The sequence below is a fragment of the Bacillus sp. 11C genome (assembly GCF_055486375.1).
In genome coordinates, this window is sequence record NZ_JBUPVZ010000007.1 from 168,908 (window position 1) to 191,018 (window position 22,111).

Below are 22,111 nucleotides of genomic sequence, written 5' to 3' on the forward strand. Positions count from 1 at the left end.
GGACGCACTATCTATCGGAATTATTTCCGCTGGATGGCGTTCTTTTTTTTATTTTTAAGATCTTTTTATTTTTCGGGGCATAGATTGAGCTTTGATAATGTAATTCATCACTGTATGTTTGGCATGCGCCTTTGCTACAGACTTATCAGCCACGTGCGTATATCTCTGAATCATCCGTAAATCTAAATGACCGAGTAGCTTTTGAAGCATTCGGCTATCTCCTCCATTCTCCAAAAACATTGTAGCGGCTGTATGCCTAAATAAATGGGGATGAACCTTCTTTTTCACATTAGCTCTTGCTGCAAAATCAACTAATCTCTTTCTGAAGTGATTTCTATCAAGACGCGCTCCATAGTTAGTTAGAAACACATAATCGCTTTTAAAATCCAATTCATTTTCGGCAATTAACTCCTGAATTAGTCGACAGGTAGTAGGTAACAAAGGTATATACCTCATCTTTCGGTTTTTCGCAATAGACGATCGAATCGTTAAAGTATGTGATTTAAAATCAAAATCTCGCTTTTCAACATGTGTTATTTCACCGATCCGCATCATTCCATCTAATAATACGTTCATTAGTACATAATCTCGAAAGTCGGCAAAGTTTTTCTTATCAGGTGCTTTTAAAAGACGTTCCAATTCATCGGGCTGTAAAATAATAATAGGCTCCCCTATTTCTTGTACATTCTTAACTCCGCGCATTATATTATTGTCAATAAGTCCTTCGCTCTCTAAGGTGTTATACATCACTCGCAGTGTTTTTAAGCGCGTATTTATCGTGCTATCTGATAGACCTCGCTTCTTTTCCTCATCCGATATATAAACGTTCGCCTTAAATTGCACCCAATCATTGCGCATATAGTTTATGTAGTGTCGTATTGTATCTCGGTCAATAACCGTAGGAGAACGAGGTATATCGAATTCGTCAAGAAACGTAGTAAAAGATTTATAATTATCGCGATACTGTTGTAACGTTCCTTTCGCTTTCCCTTCGGCTGTCTTTATCGTGATGAACGTCTGAAATAATCCGTCTAAGTCACCGAGATCACGAAGTTTACGCCTGCGTGTTCGTTTAATCGGTTTACCCTTACGAATATTATCCATAAAAAAGAACGCCTCCTATTCCGGTTTAATAGAATAAGAAACGTTCAAACACGGTAACGGTCCACCGCTACCCTGCGCCTGTCACCGCCTAAGTCATCGACTAAGTCAACGCAATAAAAAACGGCTAGAAACGTTGATATAACGCCTCTAACCGCCGTGTATGATTCCGACTGGGCTCGAACCAGCGACCTCTACCCTGTCAAGGTAGCGCTCTCCCAGCTGAGCTACGGAATCATGATATGTATGTGTTACTGGGTATGTTGTTGTCTTTCTGACATGTTTTATTATATAACCTTCTCCTCTATTCGTCAACTGCTTTTTCAGAAAAACTTTTTTTCGGACTTGCTGTTCTGTTCATCGGCTATTATAATATGTTTTAATTTTCTAACAATAGAGGTGATGGGGTTTTGCATTCTTTGATTTCTTCTGATGATGTTTGGGTATTGTGGGGGTTTATTGCAGTGTGGGCGGCAGTGAGCATCGGGCTGGAGCAGCGTTTTAAGTGGGCGTCCGCTGTGTCTGGCGCTATCATTGCGCTTGTAGGTGCTATGGTGTTTACAAATATAGGAGTGCTTCCTGTTGAGTCGCCTGTATATGATACTGTGTGGTCTTATGTGGTGCCGCTGGCGATTCCCCTTTTGCTGTTTCAGATCAATGTGCGGCAGATTTTTAAGGAAAGCAGGCGTTTGCTGTTTATTTTTCTGATTAGCTCTGCTGGCACTGTGCTTGGGAGCGTTCTCTCTTTTTTTCTTTTCAAACAGCATATTCCTTATCTCGATAAAATCGGCGGGATGATCAGCGCTTCTTATGTCGGCGGCGGGGTCAACTTTGCGGCGATGGCGGCGAAATTTGAGACGCCGGGGGAATATGTGTCAGCTGCCGTTGTGGCTGATAATGTTATGATGGCGCTTTTGTTTTTTATCTTAATCAGCATTCCTGCGGTTAAATGGTTTCAGCGGCATTATGCTATGCCGTTTGAAGAAAAAGTAAAAGCCAATGGAAACAGCGGAAACAGTGCAGAAAGCTATTGGAAACGGAAGAACATTTCCTTAAAGGATATCGCTTTTAATGCCGGTGCTGCTTTTGCGCTTGTTGCAGTTAGTGTGAAGGTTTCCAGCTATTTTAAAAGCCTTTTTTCTCATCCCCTGTTGACCGGAACACTTGGCGATCAGTATCTGATGCTCACGTCTTTAACTGTTCTTATCATTTTTCTATTCCCGCGTTTTTTTGAAAGGCTTAATGGATCTCAAGAGCTTGGAACCTTTTTGATATATTTGTTTTTTGTGGTGATCGGCATTCCTGCAGATCTGCGCTTAATCGTTACCAATGCGCCTCTTATTCTCTTATTTGTCTTAGTTATTGCGCTCAGCAATGTAGCGGTTTCCTTAGCCGTCGGAAAATTGTTCCGCGTGCGGCTTGAAGAAATTCTGCTGGCTGTCAACGCTGCTGTCGGAGGACCGACGACAGCGGCTGCGATGGCAATTGCCAAGGGGTGGCGGGAGCTTGTCGCCCCGATCATGCTTGTCGGTACACTCGGCTACTTAATTGGGAACTATGTCGGCACCTTTATGGGAAATTGGTTTTCTTCTTTTTTATAAAAAGGATATTTGCAGTTTCTTCAGAATAATGTAAGAGGTATGCTGACATGAGAACGGAGAGATCACTGTATGTTAAAAGGAAAAAACATCTATGTAAGACCTTTAGAAGTAAAGGATGCGGAAGAAAATCTGCGGCTGCAAAGCGAAAATCGGGACTTTTTTGAACAGTTCTCCATGATTCGCGCGGACGATTACTATACGATTGAGGGGCAAAGACAACGAATAAGCGAGTATCAGCAAAGACTGGAGAAAGATGAAGAGTATCATTTTGGCATTTTTACTGCGTCAGACAATACCTTAATTGGGACGGTTTCTCTCTTTCAAATCATTCGCGGAGCGCTGCAAACGGCGTTCATCGGGTATTTTTTAGACAAAGCCCATAATGGAAAGGGCCTTATGACAGAGGCGGTCAGATTGATTGTTGATTTTGCGTTTCACGAATTGAAACTGCACCGTATTGAAGCCGGTGTGATGCCCCGTAATCTCGGATCGATGCGTGTATTGGAAAAAGCGGGATTTCATAAAGAGGGCATCGCCCAAAAAAATGTGAAAATCAACGGCGTTTGGGAGGATCATCAAGTCCTCGCGATTCTGAATCCTGATGATGAACAATAAAAGAAGCCGGGCCATCCCCGGCTTCTTTTTTAACGAACCGCCACTGCCGCGATTTCTTTCAGCGCTTGTTCGAAATCACGTTCTAAATCGTCTGCGTTTTCAACACCGACACTAAGACGGAGCAGGCCGTCTGTGATGCCGCGTTTTTCCCGCTCTTCCTTAGGCATTGCCGCGTGAGACATCGTTGCCGGATAGGACAAAATCGATTCCACGGCGCCAAGGCTCACAGCAAAGACCGGAAGTGATACATTCTCTACTAATTTCTTAACGGCCTCTTTGCTTTCAAGCTCAAAAGATAGCACAGCCCCCGCTCCCGTTGACTGGCTTTTATGGGTTTCGGCGCCCGGGTGATCAGCCAGCCCCGGATAATAGACGCGCTTCACCGCTGGATGCTTCTGGAAAAACTCCGCAAGCCGCTGCGCTGTTTCGCTTGCTTTCTCCAAACGGACCTGCAATGTTTTTAATCCGCGCAGCACGAGCCAGCAATCTTGCACGCCAAGGACGGCGCCGAACGCGTTTTGCAGCTTATACAGCTGTTTCCCAAGCTCTTCATCCTTGACAGCAGCCAGACCTGAGAGCACATCACTGTGCCCACTCAAGAACTTTGTGGCGCTGTGAAGCACAATATCCACGCCGAGATCAAGCGGACGCTGCAGTGCCGGTGTCATGAATGTATTGTCCAGAAAGGTCAAACAGCCGTTTTCTTTCGCAAGCTGAACAACCGCTTTAATATCAGTAATGCCAAGTGTCGGATTTGACGGTGTCTCCATATAAATGACCTTTGTGTTCGGCTTGATATTCCGCGCCACTTCGTTAATATCAGTCATGTCGACAAACGTATGCTCAATGCCAAACCGGGTCAGCACCTCTGTTACCATGCGGAAGGTTCCGCCGTATACATCTTCTGTCACAAGAACGTGGTCGCCCTGTGAGAGAAGTAAAAATGCTGTTGAGATCGCAGCCATGCCTGAACTGAAAGCAAATCCTCTCGTTCCGCCTTCAAGTGCGGCAATGGTTTCTTCGAGAGCTGTTCTTGTCGGCGTGCCTGAGCGGCTGTAGTCATATGCGCCAAACTCTTCAAATGAAGTTTGATGAAATGTCGATGCGTGCTGAATCGGCACACTGACCGCCCCGGTTGCGCCGTCTGTTTTAAATGGATTGTGCACGAGCTGGGTTTCCAGCGTCCAATTGTGATTACTCAAATGAAACAGCTCCCTCTTTAACGAGACATAACGCTTGTTTTACGTCTTCTTTTAAATCTTCCACATGTTCAATTCCGACCGAAAAGCGCAGCAGACGATTGCAGACCCCGTTTGCGATGCGGATCTCTTCAGGAATATCCATGTGCGTCTGTGTGGCAGGGTATGTAATAAAACTCTCCACCCCGCCGAGGCTTTCCGCAAAACAAATGGTCTTCAGCGCTTTTAAAAACGGGTTCACCCACTCTTCTTTTTGAAGACGGAAGGACAGCATGCCGCCTTTTCCCGGATACAGCACATCCGCAATTTCTTCCTGCTTTTCTAAAAACACCGCTAACTCCTGCGCGTTTGTCTGGTGCTGGCGCATTCTGAGGCTGAGCGTCTTCATTCCTCTCATCAGAAGCCATGAATCAAACGGAGGCAGGACCGCGCCAATGGCATTTTGGTGTTGAAACATTTCCTCTCCAAGCTTTTCATCTTTCACAACGACAAGCCCCGCAAGCAGGTCGTTATGCCCGCCTAAATACTTGGTTGCGCTGTGAATCACAATGTCAGCCCCCAGTTCAAGCGGTCGCTGCAAGACCGGTGTATAAAATGTATTATCTACGATCAGCAGAAGACCGTGCTCTTTTGTCATCCGGGCGATTTTTTCAATGTCCGCCTCCTGCATGAGCGGATTTGTCGGTGTTTCCACAAACACCGCTTTTGTATTCGGCGTAATCTTAGAGCGTAAACAGTCTTCGTCGCTGAAATCATCATAATGAAAGGTCAAGCCGTATTTTTTCCATTCATTTTCAAACAATCGGTACGTGCCGCCATATAGGTCCGATGAAACGATCAGTTCATCTCCGCTTTTAAACAGCGCCATAATCGTTTGGATGGCTGCCATTCCCGAACTGAAGGCAAGCCCTCTCGCTCCGTTTTCTAAGCTGGCGATCGCGTCCTCCACAAGCTGGCGTGTCGGGTTTTTTGTGCGGACATAATCAAATCCGGTTGATTCTCCGATCCCTCTGTGGCGGTATGCTGTTGATAAATAAATAGGAGGACTCACCGTTCCCGTTGCTTCGTCGCTTCGGTTCCCGATTTGGGCTAATTTCGTTTCAACATGCTGTGACATATAGCAGACACCTTCCCTTTTCAAAATAAAAAACCCCTTCTTCATAAGAAGAAGGGGTTTAACGCTTCTTCTTATCTTCCAAGCATAAAACGCTTGCTGGATTTAGCACCTTGGCGCTTTGCACATACGCAAAACAAGCCGGTTGCTGAGGTTTCTAAGGGCCAGTCCCTCCACCTCTCACGATAAGAAATATCGATTTCAATTTTCTGATTGTTTTATATTAACGCAATTCGCAGTTAATTTCAACACTTTTTTCTTCGGGTTTCGAACGGTTTAAAGAGAGAAATTTCTAATAATTCATGGTACAATAATGGAAAACGCAAGAAAGTCTAGTGATGTCCTGGAGGAATGCATTATGGCACCGAAAAACGGCACAGTGCAAGAAAAGAAATTCTTTTCGAAAGAGCTTAACGAGGAAATGACCTTGCTCGTTTATCTGCCGTCCAACTACTCCCCTCTTTATAAATACCATGTCATTATCGCGCAGGACGGCCACGATTATTTCAGGCTGGGGAGAATTGGCAGACAGGTCGAGGAATTGCTGTCCAAACGGGAAATTGACCGGAGCATTATTATCGGTGTTCCTTATAAAGATGTTCATGAGCGCAGAAAAACCTACCATCCGGAAGGCTCTAAATTTTCGGCGTATAAACGGTTCATCGCCCATGAGCTCGTACCATTTGCGGATGACGAGTATCCTACCTATCAGGTCGGCTACGGACGAACGCTGATCGGGGACTCGCTGGGAGCGACCATATCTCTTATGACAGCGCTTGATTATCCGAATATGTTCGGAAACATCATCATGCAGTCTCCCTATGTTGACAAACATGTATTGGAAGCCGTGAAGCAATCGGACAATATCGAACACCTCTCTATTTATCACCAAATCGGCACAAAAGAAACTGACGTCCACACGACAGATGGGAACATTCTGGACTTTACAGAACCGAACCGGGCGCTGAAACAGCTGTTGGAGAAGAAGCTTTCCGATTATGATTATGAGCCATTTGACGGAGACCACAAATGGACATACTGGCAGCCGCTTATCACGCCGGCGCTGAAAAAAATGCTTTAATACTTTATCATACTTTATTTCCAGGAGGGACATAATATGAAATACGGAATCGTTTTATTTCCATCAAAAAAACTTCAAGACCTTGCGAACTCTTACAGAAAGCGCTATGATCCAAGCTATTCCCTGATCCCGCCCCATTTGACGCTGAGATCATCGCTTGAATTGACGGAGGAGAAAGCGGATCAGCTTGTATCACATCTGAGAAACATCGCAAAGGAGTCCCATCCGGTCGTTCTCAAATTGACAAAATACAGCTCATTTGCGCCTGTCAATAATGTCATTTACATCAAAGCAGAGCCGACGGAAGAATTAAAAACACTCAATGAAAAGCTATACACCGGTGTGCTGGCCGGTGACCAGGAATACGCTTTTGTCCCGCATGTGACGGTCGGCCAAAATCTTTCCGACGATGAGCATTCGGATGTGCTGGGACAATTAAAAATGCAGGAAGTGTCGCATGAAGAAATCATTGATCGTTTCCATTTGCTTTATCAGCTTGAAAACGGATCATGGACAGTATATGAAACCTTTTTGCTAGGCAAAGGAGAATAGTGTTTGGAAGCAGTTATCGCAAAAAATGAAGAACAAATGAAAGACGCATTTTATGTAAGAGAAGAAGTTTTTATCAAAGAACAAAACGTACCTGCTGAAGAAGAAATTGACGAGCTTGAAAATGAATCGGAGCATATCGTCGTGTATGACGGCGAAAAGCCTGTCGGCGCCGGAAGATGGCGTATGAAGGACGGCTACGGCAAATTAGAGCGAATTTGCGTATTGAAAAGCCACCGCTCCTCCGGTGTCGGCGGCATCATTATGAAAGCTCTCGAAAAAGCGGCGGCAAACGGCGGCGCTTCGGGCTTCATTTTAAACGCGCAAACGCAGGCTGTGCCGTTTTACAAGAAACACGGGTATCGCGTGCTTTCTGAAAAAGAATTTCTCGATGCAGGCATTCCGCACTTACAAATGATGAAAGACTAAACAGCATCCGGGTCTATTTAGATCCGGATCTTTTTTTGCATAAAAAAAACCGTTCTCTGGATGTGAACGGTTTTTTATACATATCGATTAATATATGTGCCCATCCCTTTTTCTCGCAACCTCTTATAAAGAGAGCGCTTACGTTTCACCTCGTTTACTTTTCTTTCAGCGGCCGTTTGATTCTCCTGCTGCTTTTCCAGTTCCTTGTATACCCGCTGAAACGGGACATAGCTGATTTTTTCGGTTCCGGCGTAATCCTGCTTATATCCCATCGTTCTATTTGCATATTGAGCGTATTGCTGGTTTTGAATTTGACCTGCATATATCATACGATACCCACCCTTCTGCTATCTCTTTTCCCTTAAACTTACTTTTTGAAACACGTTTCTTTTGATATGATAGTCTTTGTCTGTAATGAACACCTTTTTTTGATTGGGAGGACCCCTTTTTGAAATGCGCCCGACTGAATGATCGAACGATACATTTACATACATATTCGAGAGAACATTATCAATTCCTCTTTGAAGAAGGAATAAAAGGACATTTATTTTGTTCTCATTGCGGAAAACCCGTTTTGTTAAGGCTCAACATCGCTGATCCGCCGGAGTTTATCCACCGCCAGCCAGGCCACTTTCCAGCATGTGAGGAGGCCTGCGAAACGAAGCCCGCTAAAGAGGAGAAAAAAGAAGAGTATCAGGAATCCGGTGTCTTTCGTTTGCCCAAGGGAAAAGCAATTGCTGCTGACTCGTCTCTTGCTGTCACGGAATGGCAGCGGCCGAGAAGCATTAAACCCAAAACACCATTTGTGCAAAAAACAATAGAACCTGATACGAGCCTTTTCCCGTCTGTCGGCTTGAACACGGATCAGCTGAAAGCTGTCACGGAAACGGAAGGCCCGCTGCTTGTGCTTGCAGGTGCGGGAAGCGGAAAAACACGCGTGCTGACGGCTCGTGCCGCCCACATGATCGAACACTTAGGCATACCGCCGGAAAACATGCTGCTTGTCACCTTTACGACAAAAGCTGTCGCCGAAATGAAAGAGCGGATGGCAAAGCAGTACGGATTACAGCCGGCAAAAGTCAGAAGACTTGTCACCGGAACATTCCACAGCTTATTTTATAAAATCTTATATCACGATGATCCTGCTAAATGGAACGGCGAGCATTTGCTGAAAATGGAGTGGCAGCGGGAACAATATATCAAAAAAGCACTCTATGAAGAAGGGATAGATGAAAAAGAGTTCCCCGTAGATCAGGCCTTGCAGCAAATCGGTTTTTGGAAAAACACATATGTGCCGAACGAACGCATCCCTTTGCAAGATGAGTGGGAAAAACAAGTCTATCGATTATATGAACATTATGAACGCCAGAAAAAAGAACACAACCAATTTGATTTTGATGACATGGCTTCTGCCTGCTACGAATTGTTTATCGATCGGCCGGGCCTTCTGGAACAGTATCAATCCCGGTTTACTTATATATTGATTGATGAGTTTCAGGACATTAACCCCGTTCAATATAAAATCATGCAAATGCTGGCAAGCCCGGAACAAAACCTGTGCTGTGTCGGGGACGACGATCAGTCCATCTACGCGTTTCGCGGAAGCAATCCATCTTTTATTCTTGATTTTCAGAAGGATTATCCCGGAGCGAAGACGATTTATTTAACCGCGAACTACAGGTCCACGCACCCGATCGTCTCCAGCGCTGATATCGTGGTGAAAAAGAACAAAAACAGGTATGCCAAAATGCTTGAAGCGGCGCGTGATGACGTCCAGGTCCCTATGCTGTTTTATCCTTATGACGAAGAGGAAGAGGCCACAATGGTCGTTTCCGATATCAAAGAAAAAATTCAAAACGGGGCAAATCCTGAAGACTTTGCGGTTCTCTACCGCACAAACAGCGGAGGCCGCGCCATATACGAAAGGCTTCATCATTCGTCAATTCCGTATACAGCTGACCGCGGCGTCCAATCGTTTTACAGCAGACGGATTGTCCGCCAGATTCTCGCATACTTGTACGCCAGCCAAAATGAGGATGATACTGAGGCGATTAAGCACTTGCTGCCCGCCTTGTTCTTAAAGCAGTCCGCTTTGAACACGCTGAAGGCGCTCTCGATTACCGAGGACTGTTCAATGATTAAAGCGCTGGCCAAACTGCCTGATCTGAAGCCGTTCCAGCTCAATAAAATCAAGAAGATCGTGCCACTTTTTGCAAGCATCCGCACGATGAAGCCGGTGGAAGCGATCACCTTCGCCGAAGGAAAAATGGGCTTCTCCGAGTATTTAAAAAAACGGGGAAATGAAGGCAACAAACTGGAAAAAGGCTCCGATGACCTGCGTGACATCAAGGTCGTCGCCAAAAAATTCAAATCAATTCCTGACTTTCTCGCCCACGTAGACCATATGAGGGCCGCTGAGAAAAACAAAACGGATGAAAACGGTGTTCAGCTGATGACCATTCACCGCTCAAAAGGCCTTGAATTCAAAACCGTTTACGTGTTAGGCGCGGTAGACGGCTCGATACCGCACGATTTCTCATTAGAAACAGCGAGAAAAGGCGATGAAGCTCCCCTCGAGGAAGAAAGACGCCTTTTGTATGTAGCCATGACCCGGGCCAAACAGCACTTATATTTGTCTTGTCCCGCCAACAGGCGCGGCAAAACGGCCCACGGTTCAAGATTTTTGTATCCCTTATTACGGCAAGTAAGACAGCCCTTGCATAGCTAACAGCCCGGCAGATCACTGCCGGGTCTTTTCTGTAAAAAAGGCCCGCTGTCAAAAGTCAGCTAGGCCATCCGATTATTTATTATCCAGCATTTTAGAAATCGTCCCAAAATCAAGCTTTTCTTTACCGCTTGTAATGGACTGGACAATTTTATCCTCTAATTCTTTCGGCACGCGTCTGTTTGCCAGCTGTGCTACGCGGCTAATAACACTGCGTACTGTGTTTTCGTCTTTAAAATTGGCGTTTTGAAGAGAGCCGGCAAGATTCATAACATCCTGCATATTGACGCCTGTTTTCTTTTCGATGTTCTTAAAAAATTGATTATCCATAATGCGCCTCCTTTTGGCGGAGTAATACGGTATTATATGAACACTAATGAGTGATGTGCCTATCTTATTACATTTGTTTCCTCGAATGGTTTTCAGACTGCAAGGAAGCGCGGATTTCCCGCACTTCCTCTAAAGTTTTAGCAGAAATAAGATGCACCTACAATGATTAGGAGAATGAACAATACGACTAAAAGAACAAATGTTGAACCATAGCCGCCGCCGTAACCACCGGCATAACCGCCGCTATAGCCGCCACAGCCGCCGTAGCCGCCTCCGAATCCGTATCCAAAGCCCATAGATAAGCACCTCCTTTACTCTCTATACACTATGTGAGCCATTTGATTCGGCTTGGATATTCGCATAGGGCGTTTGCGGATTTACGATGGATCATACTGAGCCTGATTTTTTTGAAGTAACGATTCCGTTTTTTCAGCAAGCTCTTCAATCTCCTCTTCAAACGCCACACCGGCTTCATCAAATGCTTCCAAGTCTTTTCCGATGCTGCTCATGATATCTTCATGTTCTTTTTTCTTTTGTTCGTGAGGTTCATATCTTCTGTCTATCCATTTTTCGAACTCATCCATTGGTATCCCCCCACTCATGATATATGCTGAGCGAGACCGCTCCGTTAAAAAAACAAAAACCGGAGATCTCCGGTTTCGTTGTCAGGCTATTGAGGCTTTTTCTTTTTATTTCCGCACCCGCAGCCTTTCTTTTTGATCTTTTTTGATTGATATGATGAATCTGTATATGGAGTTTTTTGGGAAGGTTTATTGAATTGATTCATTTAGTTCCCTTCCTTTCCTTATGTCATATATGCTACTTTATGCGTATTCTGGCAGAAAGTTGCTGGTGATAGCGCCTCATTCTTGCAGCCATTTTGATACGAGTGTTTCTATAATGCCGGCAAGACCGGCTATCGCCAATAGTAAAATCAGCCACTGCGCCGCTTGAGGGAGCAAGGCCTGGCATAAAATCAAAAAGCCGGCGCACCACACGCCTGTACACCAATAGCAGCTCAGCAATTCACCAATAAACGCCCTTACCCCCGTTCCCTTAATCACGATATACGTTTCAATGTTCCCGTCCGCATCCTTTTCTTCCTTCTCTTCATGAAACAGGCTGCGAAGCGGCGCCATAATCGTATCAAACACCAGCAGCCGAGCGAGCCGGAAAACCGCAAGCGAAAGAAGAACAATTGTCAGCCCATTGATAACCACTTGTTCACTCCTTTCAACATCCCCTTTACATATATGCAAAAACCCTATACTTCATGAGTTGCATCTTGTCCCCATGAAATTTGGTTATTTTTCTTATTCCGCTCTGTACCCTTTTTGCATTATATAAAGTATGGATAAGAAAGGAGTGAAGGTTATGTCGATTGATGAAAAAGTTGCCTCCCTACAACCTGCAATATATGAGCAATTGACAAATGAATTTATTCAGCAGATTGAAATCATTGATTGCGAAAATATAATCATTGATACGACGCATCTTACATCCGCCCTTTCTATACAAGCGACACTATCGGCAATGCTCTTTTTGGCTATACAACTTGTCGTCACCGATGAAGACTTGGCTGATACAATCGCAAGCGAATTACTCATTCTTGACAAAAGTCAAATCAAAAAAAGAACAACAATAAAAATCATAAACAGCCGAAATATCAGAGTCACTCTTCTTTCAGATCAAACAATAACCTTTATTCAAATGTTAACTCAGGTAATCGACACTTTTCTCATTGCATCCGGCATCCTTTAACTCTTTCTTTTTCACAAACTACAAAACGAGGTGAAAACAAATGTCAGATAATGAAAAACTGAAAGAAGAACTTTCAAAACTTCCAGCGATGGATCCAATGACTAAAATGCTTGTAGACAATGTTCTGAAAAAGCATGGTGTTACAAAAGATAAAATGAAGAAATTATCGGATGAAGAAAAAGAAATGTTCTTGAAAATGCTCAACGATGTTAAAGAAAAAGCACAGGCTTTAGCAGATAATCAAAATAAAAATAAAACAGTTACAGAAAAAACGAACCAAAGAACCGAAAAACAAAATACCCGCAGAGAACAATTAATTCAGCAACTAAAGCAGAAACGCCAAAATAAAAAAGAACAATAAAAATAGTGATATGAACCAAGATGAATGCCCCAATCAAAATGAATCTATCTTTCATTTAATAAAAGTAAAAGAAAAGGAGGAATAAAAATGGAAAGCAGACCATATTCATGGGTAGCATTAGATCCAGACTGTGATCACCCAAGAGAAATAAAAGAAGAGAAAAAATGCGATGGTTGCTGTAACTTAAAAGGCTTCGGTTTTAATGACGCCTTTGTAGATCAAGATGTTATTCAAGCTCACCTCAACAGACAAATCTCTGAAGAAATGATTGTGATTAGAGACTCTTGCGATGTTAATGTTCAATCAGTTGATCAACAAGCATTAACTTCAGTATTTGTTTCTATCAATGCCTTAGTTGTCATCGTTACATTGGCAGTTATTACAGATGAGACGCTTGCTGAACTGGTTGCTCAAGATTTATTACAGCTTACAGAAAGTAAACAATTGAACCGTCAAAAGATTCTTATCGACAACTCACGCTGCGTAAACGTTACTACACTCGATCAAGATGCTGCGACCCTCGTTACAGTCTTAATCAATGCCCTTGTAGCAATTTTCGGAGTTTTGATTCTCATCTGATCTCTAAAAGCAGAGCTAAAAAACGCTCTGCTTTTTCTTATTTTCCAAGCATATGATGAATATATAGACGTTCACCCACACCAAGTGGGGCACCAGTACATATGTTGTTAAGGACTAAAGTCAAATACCCTATAAAGAAGGAGCTGAAATCAATGAGCTGCGGAAAAACCCATGGCCGGCATGAGAACTGTGTATGCGATGCAGTGGAAAAGATTTTAGCAGAGCAGGAGGCAGTTGAGGAACAGTGTCCTACTGGCTGCTATACAAACCTTTTGAATCCGACGATTGCAGGTAAAGACACAATTCCGTTTCTCTTGTTTGATAAAAAAGGCGGATTGTTCTCCACATTCGGAAACGTGGGGGGATTTGTGGATGATATGCAATGCTTTGAGTCCATTTTCTTCCGCGTTGAAAAATTATGCGATTGCTGCGCAACACTGTCTATTTTACGCCCGGTGGATGTCAAAGGCGATACCTTAAGCGTTTGCCACCCTTGCGACCCGGATTTCTTCGGGCTTGAAAAAACAGATTTTTGCATTGAAGTGGATCTCGGATGCTTCTGCGCCATTCAGTGCCTGTCGCCAGAGCTGGTTGACAGAACATCCCCTAACAGAGATAAAAAGCATCATCACAATGGATAAACACTTGTAAAGAGGAATCCCCTTCCAAACTCTATTACAGGTGCAAATTATTCAGCTGCTTCCGGCGTGAGGCAGCTGACTCTCCATCATTTCGCCAGTCTCAAGAAATTTATAAGGCAGGAGGGATAATAATATGAGCCAGAAAACATCAAGCTGCGTGCGTGAAGCTGTAGAAAATATTGAAGATCTGCAAAACGCTGTTGAAGAGGACTGCCCGACTAGCTGCCATTCAAAGCTTTTGTCACCAACTCATTCGCTAGGCGATACAGTGCCTTTCGTGCTGTTTACATCAAAATCAAATCCTCTGGTCGCTTTCGGCAATGTTGGCGAACTGGAAAACGGACCTTGCTTTAATACTGTATTTTTCAGAGTGGAAAAAGTTCATGGCAGCTGTGCGACACTGTCATTATTAATCGCATTTGACGAACACAAGCACATTTTGGACTTCACCGATAAAGATACGGTTTGTGAAGCGTTTCGACTGGAAAAAACAAACTACTGTATTGAAGTGGACTTAGACTGCTTCTGCGCAATCAACTGCTTAAATCCTCGGTTAATCAATCGCACGCATCATCATCATTAATGATAAGGCGGAAAAGCTTGCAGGCCTGCAGGCTTTTCTCTATGAAAATAAGCTGCCGGGAACATCTGCCGGGCAGCTTTTTCATTTCCATTAAAAACCGAGCGGGTGCAAGGAGGTGATTTCATCAATCGCCAGTTCAGTCGGTGCGCCGTTTCCGGTCGTGCGGAGCAGGACGGAATCGTTTCTTCTGCCGACAATCACGCCTCTGTATGTTCTTCCATTGGCTTCAATCAAACAAAGCGCTCTCGGCATGTTATGAGGCAGCTTTGTTAAAAAATCAATTTTTTCGTGGATCGTCATCTTGCTCATCGGTTTTTTCACTTTTCTTGCCGGCGGTGCTTTTTCCTCCGCTTTAGCGGCATTATGGACAGCTTCCGGTTCTTTTTCAGGTTTATGCGCCTTAAGTGCAGGCTCTTCCTTTTTTTCCGCTTTCGGAGGCTCGTGTTCGATGGTTTCTTCGACGGTTTCTTCAACGGCTTGCAGCTCTGCTTCCTGTTCCTGCTGCTTCTTTGTATTCTCTGGCTCTCTCACCTCTTCTATTTGCTGGCTCACTGGCTCAGCGGCAGGCTTATCGTCTGCTTGCTGGACATCCATTGCCACGGCTTCCTCCTGCTGTTTCTCATGGTAGGCAGGCTTTTCCTCTGCTTTGGGCGGAGCGGGTTTGTTGGTCTTTTTTTTAATAACAATCTCCTGCATGGATGACCTTGTTGTTTCTGCATAATCCGGCTGAACAATATACATGAGCGGTTTTTTATCCGCGTTTCTTTTCTTATTAGACATCTTCATCCCTCCGATTGTGTCATGTTCTATCTATATGACAGAAAGCTGAAAATCAGAAGAAATAAAAAAGCAATCCCTGTTCGGGATTGCTTCAGATTGTAGACAAAGTCCTAAAACGGTTTTCGTTTTAGGATTTTGTCATCTTTTCAGCGTGATTGAAAACCCTTGAAGTCTAGGAAGGACGAGCATTGGAGCGGAGCGAATGTTATAATTCGTGAGCACCAACGCGCAGGACTGACAACGAATGCGAGGGTTTGTCGACACGCTGAAGCAATCCCTGTTCGGGATTGCTTGACATAGGTCCTGCTTAGCGGGCAGTGATATGGAAACCTGAATCAACGTGAAGATTTTCACCTGTAATGCCTCGGGACATATCGCTGAATAAGAACGCAGCTGTATCGCCCACTTCTTCAGGTGTTGTCGTGCGGCGAAGCGGCGCACGCTCTTCGATGTCTTTTAAGATAGAATTGAAATCGCTGATGCCTTTAGCAGATAATGTTCTGATCGGGCCTGCAGAAATGCTGTTAACGCGGATATTTTCTTTTCCTAAGTCGGAAGCTAAGTATTTCACACTTGCATCAAGAGAAGCTTTCGCTACACCCATGACATTGTAGTTTGGCATCACAAGCTCTCCGCCAAGGTAAGTCAAAGTGACAATGCTTCCGCCTTCAGTCATGATCGGACGTGCCGCTTTGACAACAGCTGTCAGAGAGTATGAGCTGATGTTATGAGCTAAAAGGAAACCGTCACGATTTGTGTTTAAGTATTCGCCGACAAGCTCTTCTTTGTTGGCAAACGCGATACAATGCGCGATACCGTGGATCACACCGACCTGCTCCTTGATGCTTGCGAAGCAAGTTTCGATCTCCGCGTCGTTGGTGACGTCGCACGGAAGAATAATGGAATCATTGCGTTCTAACGTTCCGGCAAGCTCTTGAACCGATTTCTCCAGACGTTCTCCTGCGTATGTGAAAATCAAACGTGCCCCCGCTTCATGTAAGGAGCGCGCAATTCCCCATGCGATACTGCGTTTGTTGGCAACCCCCATCACTACAATGTTGCGGCCTTCAAGTGAAAAATTCATATGTATAAAGCCTCCTATATTTAATAAAGACATAGTATTAGTACCTGATCTTAATTGATATCATATCATAACCTTGTCCAGATGAAAAGCGCAGACACCGACAAACGTGAAAGAGACCACCATCAGCTGGTGATCTCATCGGCTTGTTTTTAAGCTGTTTCGTTTAAAAGCGAAATGGTTTGTCGGCCCGTGGCCCGATCCGATGCCAAGCGTATTTTCCACCGCTTCGCGGACAAAGTTGGCCGCTATCTCGAATGCCTGATGGATACTGTCACCTTTAGCGGTTTGAGCTGTTAATGCCGCTGCAAAGGTGCATCCTGTGCCATGCGTATGTTTCGTATCGATATAGGGATGGCTGATTTGCATAAACATGCTCCCATCGAAAAGAAGGTCAGTAATGTGATTGTCTTCAGGCTGGTGCCCGCCTTTGATCACCACATGCTGCGCACCCATCTTTACGAGCTGCTCCGCTGCTTTTTTTCGGTCATCCAGCGAGCGGATTGTCATTCCGGTCAGCGTTTCTGCTTCCGGCACATTCGGCGTAATCGTGTAGCTTCTCGGAATAAGCAGCTCTTTTAAGGCGGCAACTGATTCATCACGCAGCAAGGATGCACCGCCCTTTGCGATCATAACCGGATCAACAATCACACGGTTAAACCCGTACTCGTCAATTTTTCTCGCCACTTCTTCAATCATTTCAGAATTCCAGAGCATTCCCGTTTTTATGGCGTCCGGTCTCAAATCCTCGGCAACAGCGTCAATTTGCTGTCTAAGCGCCTCTACAGTCAGCGGATACACTCCATGGACGCCCAGCGTATTTTGAGCGGTTACCGCCGTAAGCGCAGACATTCCGAACACATCGAGCTCTTGAAAGGTTTTAATATCTGCCTGTATCCCTGCGCCGCCGCCTGAATCAGAGCCGGCGATTGTCAATGCTTTATATATACCCATTACACTACACTCCTTTGATTACCCGATCCATTTATGATAAATGGATTTTGCCCGGGCAATATCATTCGTTCCATGGATCAATGCTCTGCCGTCCCGGAACAGCACCATTTTCATATCAGCCGAACGGCAGGAAATTAAATACGGGTTCGCGGCTACATCAAGCCCGGCTTGCTTCAGTTGACCCGCCAGCACTTCAAGATCCGTTTCTTTTGTAAAGGATGATCTGATTTGCACCGTGTTCCTGCCGCACAATACAGCCGCTTTTGTTTGATTTTCATATGACAAAAACGGAAAATCCTTTGTGCCGCAGCTTGGGCATGAGTTCTGTTTGAGACCCGCCGCTTTCACCTCTGACCGCTCATTTTTCCATAGGTCAAAGGAGCGCAGCACTGGCTCGCAATTCTCTCCCGTCAGCAGCTTCAGCGCGTCTGTCACCTGAAAGACCGCTACCTGCAATACAGCCGGACTGATGATGCCGGCTGTGTCACATGTCGCTCCGCCAATCGGAAGTGTATCGAGCAAGCAATGCAGGCAGGGGGTCGATCCCGGCACTACAGTAAAGGTGAGGCCGTAGCTCCCTACACAGGCACCGTAAAGAAAAGGGATCCCTTCTTTGACCGCAGCATCATTTACGATCAGGCGGGTTTCAAAATTATCAGCCGCATCCACGATGATCGAAGCGCCCTTAATCAGCTCAAAGATATTTTCCGCTGTCACATCCAACACAAGGCCAGTCACATCAACATCGCTGTTAATTGAACGGAGACGATGCTCAGCAGCGGCCGCTTTCGGCATTTCTTTTTTGACATCATCTTCTGTATACAGCTGCTGGCGCTGCAGGTTGCTCCATTCAACGTAATCTCTGTCGGCAATCTTCACAGAGCCGACACCCGCTCTGACCAGCATTTCTGCACTGGCTGTTCCAAGCGCGCCGGCGCCGATAATCACGGCGCGCGCTTCTTTCAGTTTCTTCTGGCCGGCTGGGCCGATCGGAGCAAACAGCTCCTGTCTGGAGTACCTGTCCGTCATACAGGAAGACCTTCTCCCGGACTGCTTGCCGTTCCGTACTGCTTCCGCGGAATACGTCCCGCCTCATAAGAAAGGCGTCCTGCTTCCACCGCGAGCTTCATGGCATGAGCCATTTTCACAGGATCATTAGCGCCTGATACAGCCGTATTGAGGAGTACGCCGTCAGCTCCAAGCTCCATTGCGTATGCCGCGTCTTTAGGCGATCCGATTCCGGCGTCCACGATAACCGGCACTTTCGCTTGTTCAATAATAAATGACAGATTCAAAGGATTTAAGATTCCTTGCCCAGATCCGATCGGAGATGCCCCCGGCATGATGGCGTGAACGCCAAGCTCCTCCAGTTTTCTTGCCAGCACAACATCATCCGACGTGTACGGGAGCACGATAAATCCTTCTTCAAGAAGCTGTTCGGACGCCTTTAATGTTTCAACAGGATCAGGCAGCAAGGAACGGCTGCATCCGATGACTTCGACTTTAATCATGTCACAAAGCCCTGACGCTTTCGCCAGCCTTGCAATCCGAACCGCTTCTTCAGCGGTCCCGGCGCCCGCTGTATTCGGCAGAAGCGTGTATTTAGATAAATCAAGCTGTTCCAGAAAATTAGGCTGAGACGCTTCAAAAATGTTCATTCTCCGCACAGCAAATGTTAAAATATCAGACTCGGAAACAGCCACCGCTTCCTTTTGGATATCAAACGATGGGTATTTCCCCGTACCCAGCAGCAATCTTGATTGAAATGATTTCCCGCCAATAGTTAACATGCTCATCCGCCTCCTACAAAATGGACAATTTCAATGACATCGCGATCACAAAGCTCAACCTCGTGATAGTGTTCTTTGCCGATAATTTCTTTATTTCTTTCAACGATAACGATTTTATTTTCAAGCTGATAGGACGCCAGCAGATCTTGAATTGTACCTGTGTCTTTTTCCCATTTCACGTCTTTACCGTTCAGCTGTAGCATCATATCTGAACCGCCTCCTTGCGATCAATTCGGAATGCGTGCAGCCAGTCTTGATTGACCTCTATATTCATGATGAGATCACTGATCAAAGCCCCCGTTGCCGGAGCAAGCAGAATCCCATTTCTAAAATGGCCCGCAGCAAATAAAATACGGCTGTCCTCAGGGTGTCTGCCGATGTACGGTTTCCCATCCTTTGTTCCCGGCCGCAGTCCTGCCCAAAAACGATCCACCTTCATATTCTGAATGGCCGGCAGCATCGTTTTTGCTTTTTTCATAACAGATTCCAGTCCGCCAAGATCCGGTATTTCACTCCAGTCACCCGGCTTCATTGTCGCGCCGACAACCAGTCTGCCGCTTTTTCTCGGCACGATATAGCAATGGTCATGGTAAAGTGTTTTTGTCAGCGGTATATCATCATTCCAAACAGACAGGCATTCCCCTTTTACAGGGAAAAATGAGTTGTTCAGCCCGAGCTGTTTAAAAAACATTCCGCTCCACACCCCGCTGGCAACCGCGACATAATCCGCACATACGTTACCATTCGGTGTCTCGATGGACAGCGCTTCACCGTCACGTTCGACATGCATGACGGGAGTATGCTCAAAAATCTCCGCGCCAAGCGCTTTCGCTGCTTTCGCATATGCCTTGCAAACGAAATAAGGCTCAACATGCACATCATCCTGAATAAAGGATGCCCCGAAAATGTCACCGGACGTATACGGCTCTTTTTCTAAAACTTCTTCTTTTGTATGCCAGCTGACTGATTCCAAATCATCCATCTTCCTCAGCCGCAGCACGTCTTCTTCAGAAAACGCCAGCTTAAACATACCGCCGTTATGTCGACTGATATCAATACCAGATAATGGGTAAAGCTCTTCTCCAAGACCTTTGTACAGACGCTGGCTGTGCATGGCGAAGTCAAAAAACGCGTCACGTTCCTCGCACTCGGCATGGGCGCCAAGCATTCCGGCAGCGGCACTTGTTGTTCTGCCGCCCATTGTCCCGCTTTCAAACAATGCGATTGTTTTGTTTTCCTTTGCTAAATGATAAGCAATCGCGGAACCAATAATCCCGCCTCCAATGACTACTGCATCATAATGCCTTTTCATAGCGCATCTCCTTTAGCTTACGGGAATATCGTCTGGCAGCTTCCAAAGGGTCAGCGGAAGAGAAAATTCCTGACATGACAGCGATGCCGTCTGCTCCCGCTTGTTTTACGTCTCTTAATCTGTCTGGTGTCATGCCGCCGATGGCCATAATCGGGATGGACATCCGCTGTTTGATTTCTGACAGCAAGGACATGCCTCTGCCTTCAAGACCCTTTTTGCAATCCGTTTCAAACACATGGCCGAACAATACGTAGTCCGCATCTTCCTTTTCTGCTTGAACGGCTTCCTCCAGTGAATGCACTGACCGCCCGATATGAAGGTGAGGAAATCTGGCTCTGACCTGCTTCGGTGAAAAGCTGTTGCTCGGCAGCTGCACGCGATGAATAGATGAAAAAAGTGCAATATCCACTCGCCCATTCATGACCAATTTTCGTTTATCTACCCCGCCTTCAGAAACAAGCTCAAGCAGTTTCAAAATGTCAGCCGCCGATTTAGACCGTTCTCGAATGTGAATGTAATCAACTTCATTCTGAATCGCTATGATGACTCTCGCTAACGTTTCAACCGGCTTGCAGTCATCAGTTATGGCGTGAAGCTCCAAATTCCTCCACCTCTTTTATGCCGCGGTTAGACCAGCCTTCTTTTTGATAGGCCATTCCCCAAAATTGATACTCATAAAAGCTTGAAATAACAAAATTCTCTTTCATCTTGGCACGCACTTCCTCCGTGCTGTTTTCCGCCAGCTCATCAAAGCGATTGATTTGCTCTTCGACCTGCTGTCTGAACCAGTCACCGCCGTATGTGCTGATCCACTTCTGATAAATCGGATGCCCCGGATCACATGTCAGTAATTTCTCGCCAACCTCGTAATACAGCCAGTAGCATGGCAGCAGGGCCGCTAAGATCTCAGCAAAATTTCCGCTCAAAACCGAACGGTACATATGGGATGTATAAGAGTATGCTGTAGGAGACGGCTTAAAGGCCTTACGCTCTTCATCACTGATGTCCAGCAGCTCCGCAAACTCGCGGTGAAGCGCCATTTCCGCCTCATATGTACCTTGGGCGTGGCTTGCCATCCGGCCCGTTGTATAAAGGTCCTTCGCATAAGCGGCGCCGAACGATTGCACCTTGGCAAAATGCGTTAAATAATAAGAATCCTGAAGCACGTAGTATTTAAAACGGTCAATCGGAAGCGTTCCGTCACCGATTCCCTGAACGAACGGATGGACAAAGCTCCCTTCCCACCATTCTGCGGCTGCACTGCGGCATTCTTCTGAAAATTTCACACGTCATTCCCCCTGTCTGATAAATAAAAAAACCACTTTCCCGCAAGGAAAAGTGGTTTGGAATTGGCGTAGTAAACTAACACAAATACCGCTCCACTTCCCTACGCAGGTCTGAACCTGTTCAAGTTATGAGGGTCTAAAAGTCACACTTTTATCTCAGCCCTTATGAAGGACACCCCTAGTGGTTATACGAATACATATTGAATTGTTGTTGCACCTCTATATTAACACGAATCCCT

At 45.5% G+C, this 22,111-nt stretch carries 28 protein-coding genes, 1 tRNA gene and 2 riboswitches; of the genes, 11 read left to right on the plus strand and 18 right to left on the minus strand.

The annotated features are described in order from the left end of the window. Window positions 1–54 precede the first annotated feature (54 nt). The gene (locus ACY3LV_RS12300; RefSeq protein WP_464863888.1) at window positions 55–1,104 is read right to left on the minus strand and encodes a tyrosine-type recombinase/integrase; all 1,050 of its coding nucleotides are present in this window, start codon (window positions 1,102–1,104) and stop codon (window positions 55–57) included. Window positions 1,105–1,265: 161 nt separating this feature from the next. After that, window positions 1,266–1,338, minus strand: a tRNA-Val gene (locus ACY3LV_RS12305). Between the two features lie 173 nt (window positions 1,339–1,511). On the opposite strand from ACY3LV_RS12305, the gene ACY3LV_RS12310 reads away from it, so the two are divergent. Together ACY3LV_RS12310 and ACY3LV_RS12315 are read left to right on the plus strand one after the other, a co-directional pair. After that, on the plus strand, window positions 1,512–2,702 hold the full coding sequence (locus tag ACY3LV_RS12310) for a DUF819 family protein (protein WP_464863890.1): 1,191 nt from the start codon (window positions 1,512–1,514) through the stop codon (window positions 2,700–2,702). A 69-nt stretch (window positions 2,703–2,771) separates the two neighbouring features. Next, window positions 2,772–3,317: a GNAT family protein gene (locus tag ACY3LV_RS12315; protein ID WP_333560648.1), complete on the plus strand. Its 546-nt coding sequence runs from the start codon at window positions 2,772–2,774 to the stop codon at window positions 3,315–3,317. A gap of 29 nt (window positions 3,318–3,346) precedes the next feature. Here the strand turns inward: ACY3LV_RS12315 and metC are convergent, their stop codons facing one another. Then, window positions 3,347–4,519: a cystathionine beta-lyase gene (gene metC, locus ACY3LV_RS12320; protein ID WP_464863891.1), complete on the minus strand. Its 1,173-nt coding sequence runs from the start codon at window positions 4,517–4,519 to the stop codon at window positions 3,347–3,349. Continuing rightward, window positions 4,512–5,633 (minus strand): cystathionine gamma-synthase/O-acetylhomoserine thiolyase, encoded by a 1,122-nt coding sequence (gene metI, locus ACY3LV_RS12325; RefSeq protein WP_148964319.1) that lies wholly within the window; start codon window positions 5,631–5,633, stop codon window positions 4,512–4,514. The genes metC and metI overlap by 8 nt, the downstream gene beginning before the upstream one ends. A 68-nt stretch (window positions 5,634–5,701) precedes the next feature. Then, window positions 5,702–5,822, minus strand: a riboswitch (SAM riboswitch). A 166-nt stretch (window positions 5,823–5,988) separates the two neighbouring features. Between metI and ACY3LV_RS12330 the strand changes: the two genes are divergently transcribed. Genes ACY3LV_RS12330 through ACY3LV_RS12340 form a run of 3 tightly spaced genes read left to right on the plus strand, consistent with a single transcriptional unit; the run spans window position 5,989 to window position 7,689 of the window. Then, window positions 5,989–6,711 carry an esterase family protein gene (locus ACY3LV_RS12330; RefSeq protein WP_148964318.1) on the plus strand — a complete coding sequence of 241 codons (723 nt, stop codon included), beginning with the start codon at window positions 5,989–5,991 and terminating at the stop codon, window positions 6,709–6,711. A gap of 36 nt (window positions 6,712–6,747) precedes the next feature. Continuing rightward, the gene (locus ACY3LV_RS12335) at window positions 6,748–7,263 is read left to right on the plus strand and encodes a YjcG family protein (protein ID WP_464863892.1); all 516 of its coding nucleotides are present in this window, start codon (window positions 6,748–6,750) and stop codon (window positions 7,261–7,263) included. Window positions 7,264–7,266: 3 nt separating this feature from the next. Then, window positions 7,267–7,689 carry a GNAT family N-acetyltransferase gene (locus ACY3LV_RS12340; RefSeq protein WP_202328437.1) on the plus strand — a complete coding sequence of 141 codons (423 nt, stop codon included), beginning with the start codon at window positions 7,267–7,269 and terminating at the stop codon, window positions 7,687–7,689. Window positions 7,690–7,763: 74 nt separating this feature from the next. On the opposite strand, the gene ACY3LV_RS12345 is transcribed toward ACY3LV_RS12340, so the two are convergent. Beyond that, a complete protein-coding gene (locus ACY3LV_RS12345; RefSeq protein WP_087993927.1) occupies window positions 7,764–8,018 on the minus strand; it encodes a hypothetical protein in 255 nt (84 codons plus the stop codon). A gap of 119 nt (window positions 8,019–8,137) precedes the next feature. On the opposite strand from ACY3LV_RS12345, the gene ACY3LV_RS12350 reads away from it, so the two are divergent. After that, complete coding sequence (locus tag ACY3LV_RS12350; protein WP_141113439.1) at window positions 8,138–10,417, plus strand: ATP-dependent helicase; 2,280 nt, start codon at window positions 8,138–8,140, stop codon at window positions 10,415–10,417. A 72-nt stretch (window positions 10,418–10,489) separates the two neighbouring features. Here ACY3LV_RS12350 and spoVIF read toward each other — a convergent pair whose 3' ends face one another. The 4 genes from spoVIF to yjcA all read right to left on the minus strand — a co-directional run bounded on the left by spoVIF (window position 10,490) and on the right by yjcA (window position 11,964). Continuing rightward, complete coding sequence (spoVIF, locus tag ACY3LV_RS12355; RefSeq protein ID WP_019714009.1) at window positions 10,490–10,744, minus strand: sporulation-specific transcription regulator SpoVIF; 255 nt, start codon at window positions 10,742–10,744, stop codon at window positions 10,490–10,492. A 137-nt stretch (window positions 10,745–10,881) separates the two neighbouring features. Continuing rightward, the gene (locus tag ACY3LV_RS12360) at window positions 10,882–11,040 is read right to left on the minus strand and encodes a YjcZ family sporulation protein (protein ID WP_202328439.1); all 159 of its coding nucleotides are present in this window, start codon (window positions 11,038–11,040) and stop codon (window positions 10,882–10,884) included. An 81-nt stretch (window positions 11,041–11,121) separates the two neighbouring features. After that, window positions 11,122–11,328 (minus strand): hypothetical protein, encoded by a 207-nt coding sequence (locus ACY3LV_RS12365; protein WP_087993929.1) that lies wholly within the window; start codon window positions 11,326–11,328, stop codon window positions 11,122–11,124. Window positions 11,329–11,607: 279 nt separating this feature from the next. Beyond that, entirely contained in the window at window positions 11,608–11,964 is a 357-nt protein-coding gene (yjcA, locus tag ACY3LV_RS12370; protein ID WP_087993930.1) for a sporulation protein YjcA, read from the minus strand. Window positions 11,965–12,118: 154 nt separating this feature from the next. On the opposite strand from yjcA, the gene ACY3LV_RS12375 reads away from it, so the two are divergent. From ACY3LV_RS12375 to cotZ, 5 genes are all read left to right on the plus strand, one after another. Then, window positions 12,119–12,505 carry a spore coat protein gene (locus ACY3LV_RS12375; RefSeq protein WP_202328440.1) on the plus strand — a complete coding sequence of 129 codons (387 nt, stop codon included), beginning with the start codon at window positions 12,119–12,121 and terminating at the stop codon, window positions 12,503–12,505. 40 nt (window positions 12,506–12,545) lie between these two features. Then, window positions 12,546–12,866 carry a spore coat protein gene (locus ACY3LV_RS12380; protein WP_087993932.1) on the plus strand — a complete coding sequence of 107 codons (321 nt, stop codon included), beginning with the start codon at window positions 12,546–12,548 and terminating at the stop codon, window positions 12,864–12,866. An 87-nt stretch (window positions 12,867–12,953) separates the two neighbouring features. Continuing rightward, entirely contained in the window at window positions 12,954–13,445 is a 492-nt protein-coding gene (locus tag ACY3LV_RS12385) for a spore coat protein (protein ID WP_087993412.1), read from the plus strand. Window positions 13,446–13,597: 152 nt separating this feature from the next. Continuing rightward, a complete protein-coding gene (gene cotY / locus ACY3LV_RS12390; protein ID WP_010329406.1) occupies window positions 13,598–14,086 on the plus strand; it encodes a spore coat protein CotY in 489 nt (162 codons plus the stop codon). Between the two features lie 133 nt (window positions 14,087–14,219). Then, entirely contained in the window at window positions 14,220–14,669 is a 450-nt protein-coding gene (cotZ, locus tag ACY3LV_RS12395) for a spore coat protein CotZ (protein ID WP_087993413.1), read from the plus strand. Window positions 14,670–14,759: 90 nt separating this feature from the next. Here cotZ and cotO read toward each other — a convergent pair whose 3' ends face one another. The 9 genes from cotO to tenA form a co-directional block, all read right to left on the minus strand. Then, entirely contained in the window at window positions 14,760–15,455 is a 696-nt protein-coding gene (gene cotO, locus ACY3LV_RS12400; protein WP_464863893.1) for a spore coat protein CotO, read from the minus strand. A 301-nt stretch (window positions 15,456–15,756) separates the two neighbouring features. Continuing rightward, window positions 15,757–16,533, minus strand: a complete 777-nt coding sequence (gene fabI / locus ACY3LV_RS12405; protein ID WP_289346907.1) for an enoyl-ACP reductase FabI — start codon at window positions 16,531–16,533, stop codon at window positions 15,757–15,759. A 135-nt stretch (window positions 16,534–16,668) separates the two neighbouring features. Next, complete coding sequence (gene thiD, locus ACY3LV_RS12410) at window positions 16,669–17,484, minus strand: bifunctional hydroxymethylpyrimidine kinase/phosphomethylpyrimidine kinase (protein WP_333560654.1); 816 nt, start codon at window positions 17,482–17,484, stop codon at window positions 16,669–16,671. A gap of 18 nt (window positions 17,485–17,502) precedes the next feature. Then, entirely contained in the window at window positions 17,503–18,513 is a 1,011-nt protein-coding gene (thiF, locus tag ACY3LV_RS12415; RefSeq protein ID WP_333560655.1) for a thiazole biosynthesis adenylyltransferase ThiF, read from the minus strand. Then, window positions 18,510–19,280: a thiazole synthase gene (gene thiG / locus ACY3LV_RS12420; RefSeq protein WP_087993418.1), complete on the minus strand. Its 771-nt coding sequence runs from the start codon at window positions 19,278–19,280 to the stop codon at window positions 18,510–18,512. The genes thiF and thiG overlap by 4 nt, the downstream gene beginning before the upstream one ends. Continuing rightward, a complete protein-coding gene (gene thiS / locus ACY3LV_RS12425) occupies window positions 19,277–19,477 on the minus strand; it encodes a sulfur carrier protein ThiS (RefSeq protein ID WP_072182824.1) in 201 nt (66 codons plus the stop codon). The genes thiG and thiS overlap by 4 nt, the downstream gene beginning before the upstream one ends. Then, entirely contained in the window at window positions 19,477–20,586 is a 1,110-nt protein-coding gene (thiO, locus tag ACY3LV_RS12430; RefSeq protein WP_464863894.1) for a glycine oxidase ThiO, read from the minus strand. Before thiO ends, thiS begins: the two co-directional genes overlap by 1 nt. Continuing rightward, window positions 20,570–21,187 carry a thiazole tautomerase TenI gene (gene tenI / locus ACY3LV_RS12435; protein ID WP_333560657.1) on the minus strand — a complete coding sequence of 206 codons (618 nt, stop codon included), beginning with the start codon at window positions 21,185–21,187 and terminating at the stop codon, window positions 20,570–20,572. Before tenI ends, thiO begins: the two co-directional genes overlap by 17 nt. Further along, window positions 21,165–21,872, minus strand: coding sequence for a thiaminase II (gene tenA / locus ACY3LV_RS12440; protein WP_464863895.1), 708 nt, complete (start codon window positions 21,870–21,872; stop codon window positions 21,165–21,167). Before tenA ends, tenI begins: the two co-directional genes overlap by 23 nt. A gap of 81 nt (window positions 21,873–21,953) precedes the next feature. Next, window positions 21,954–22,062: riboswitch (TPP riboswitch) on the minus strand. Window positions 22,063–22,111: the final 49 nt, after the last annotated feature.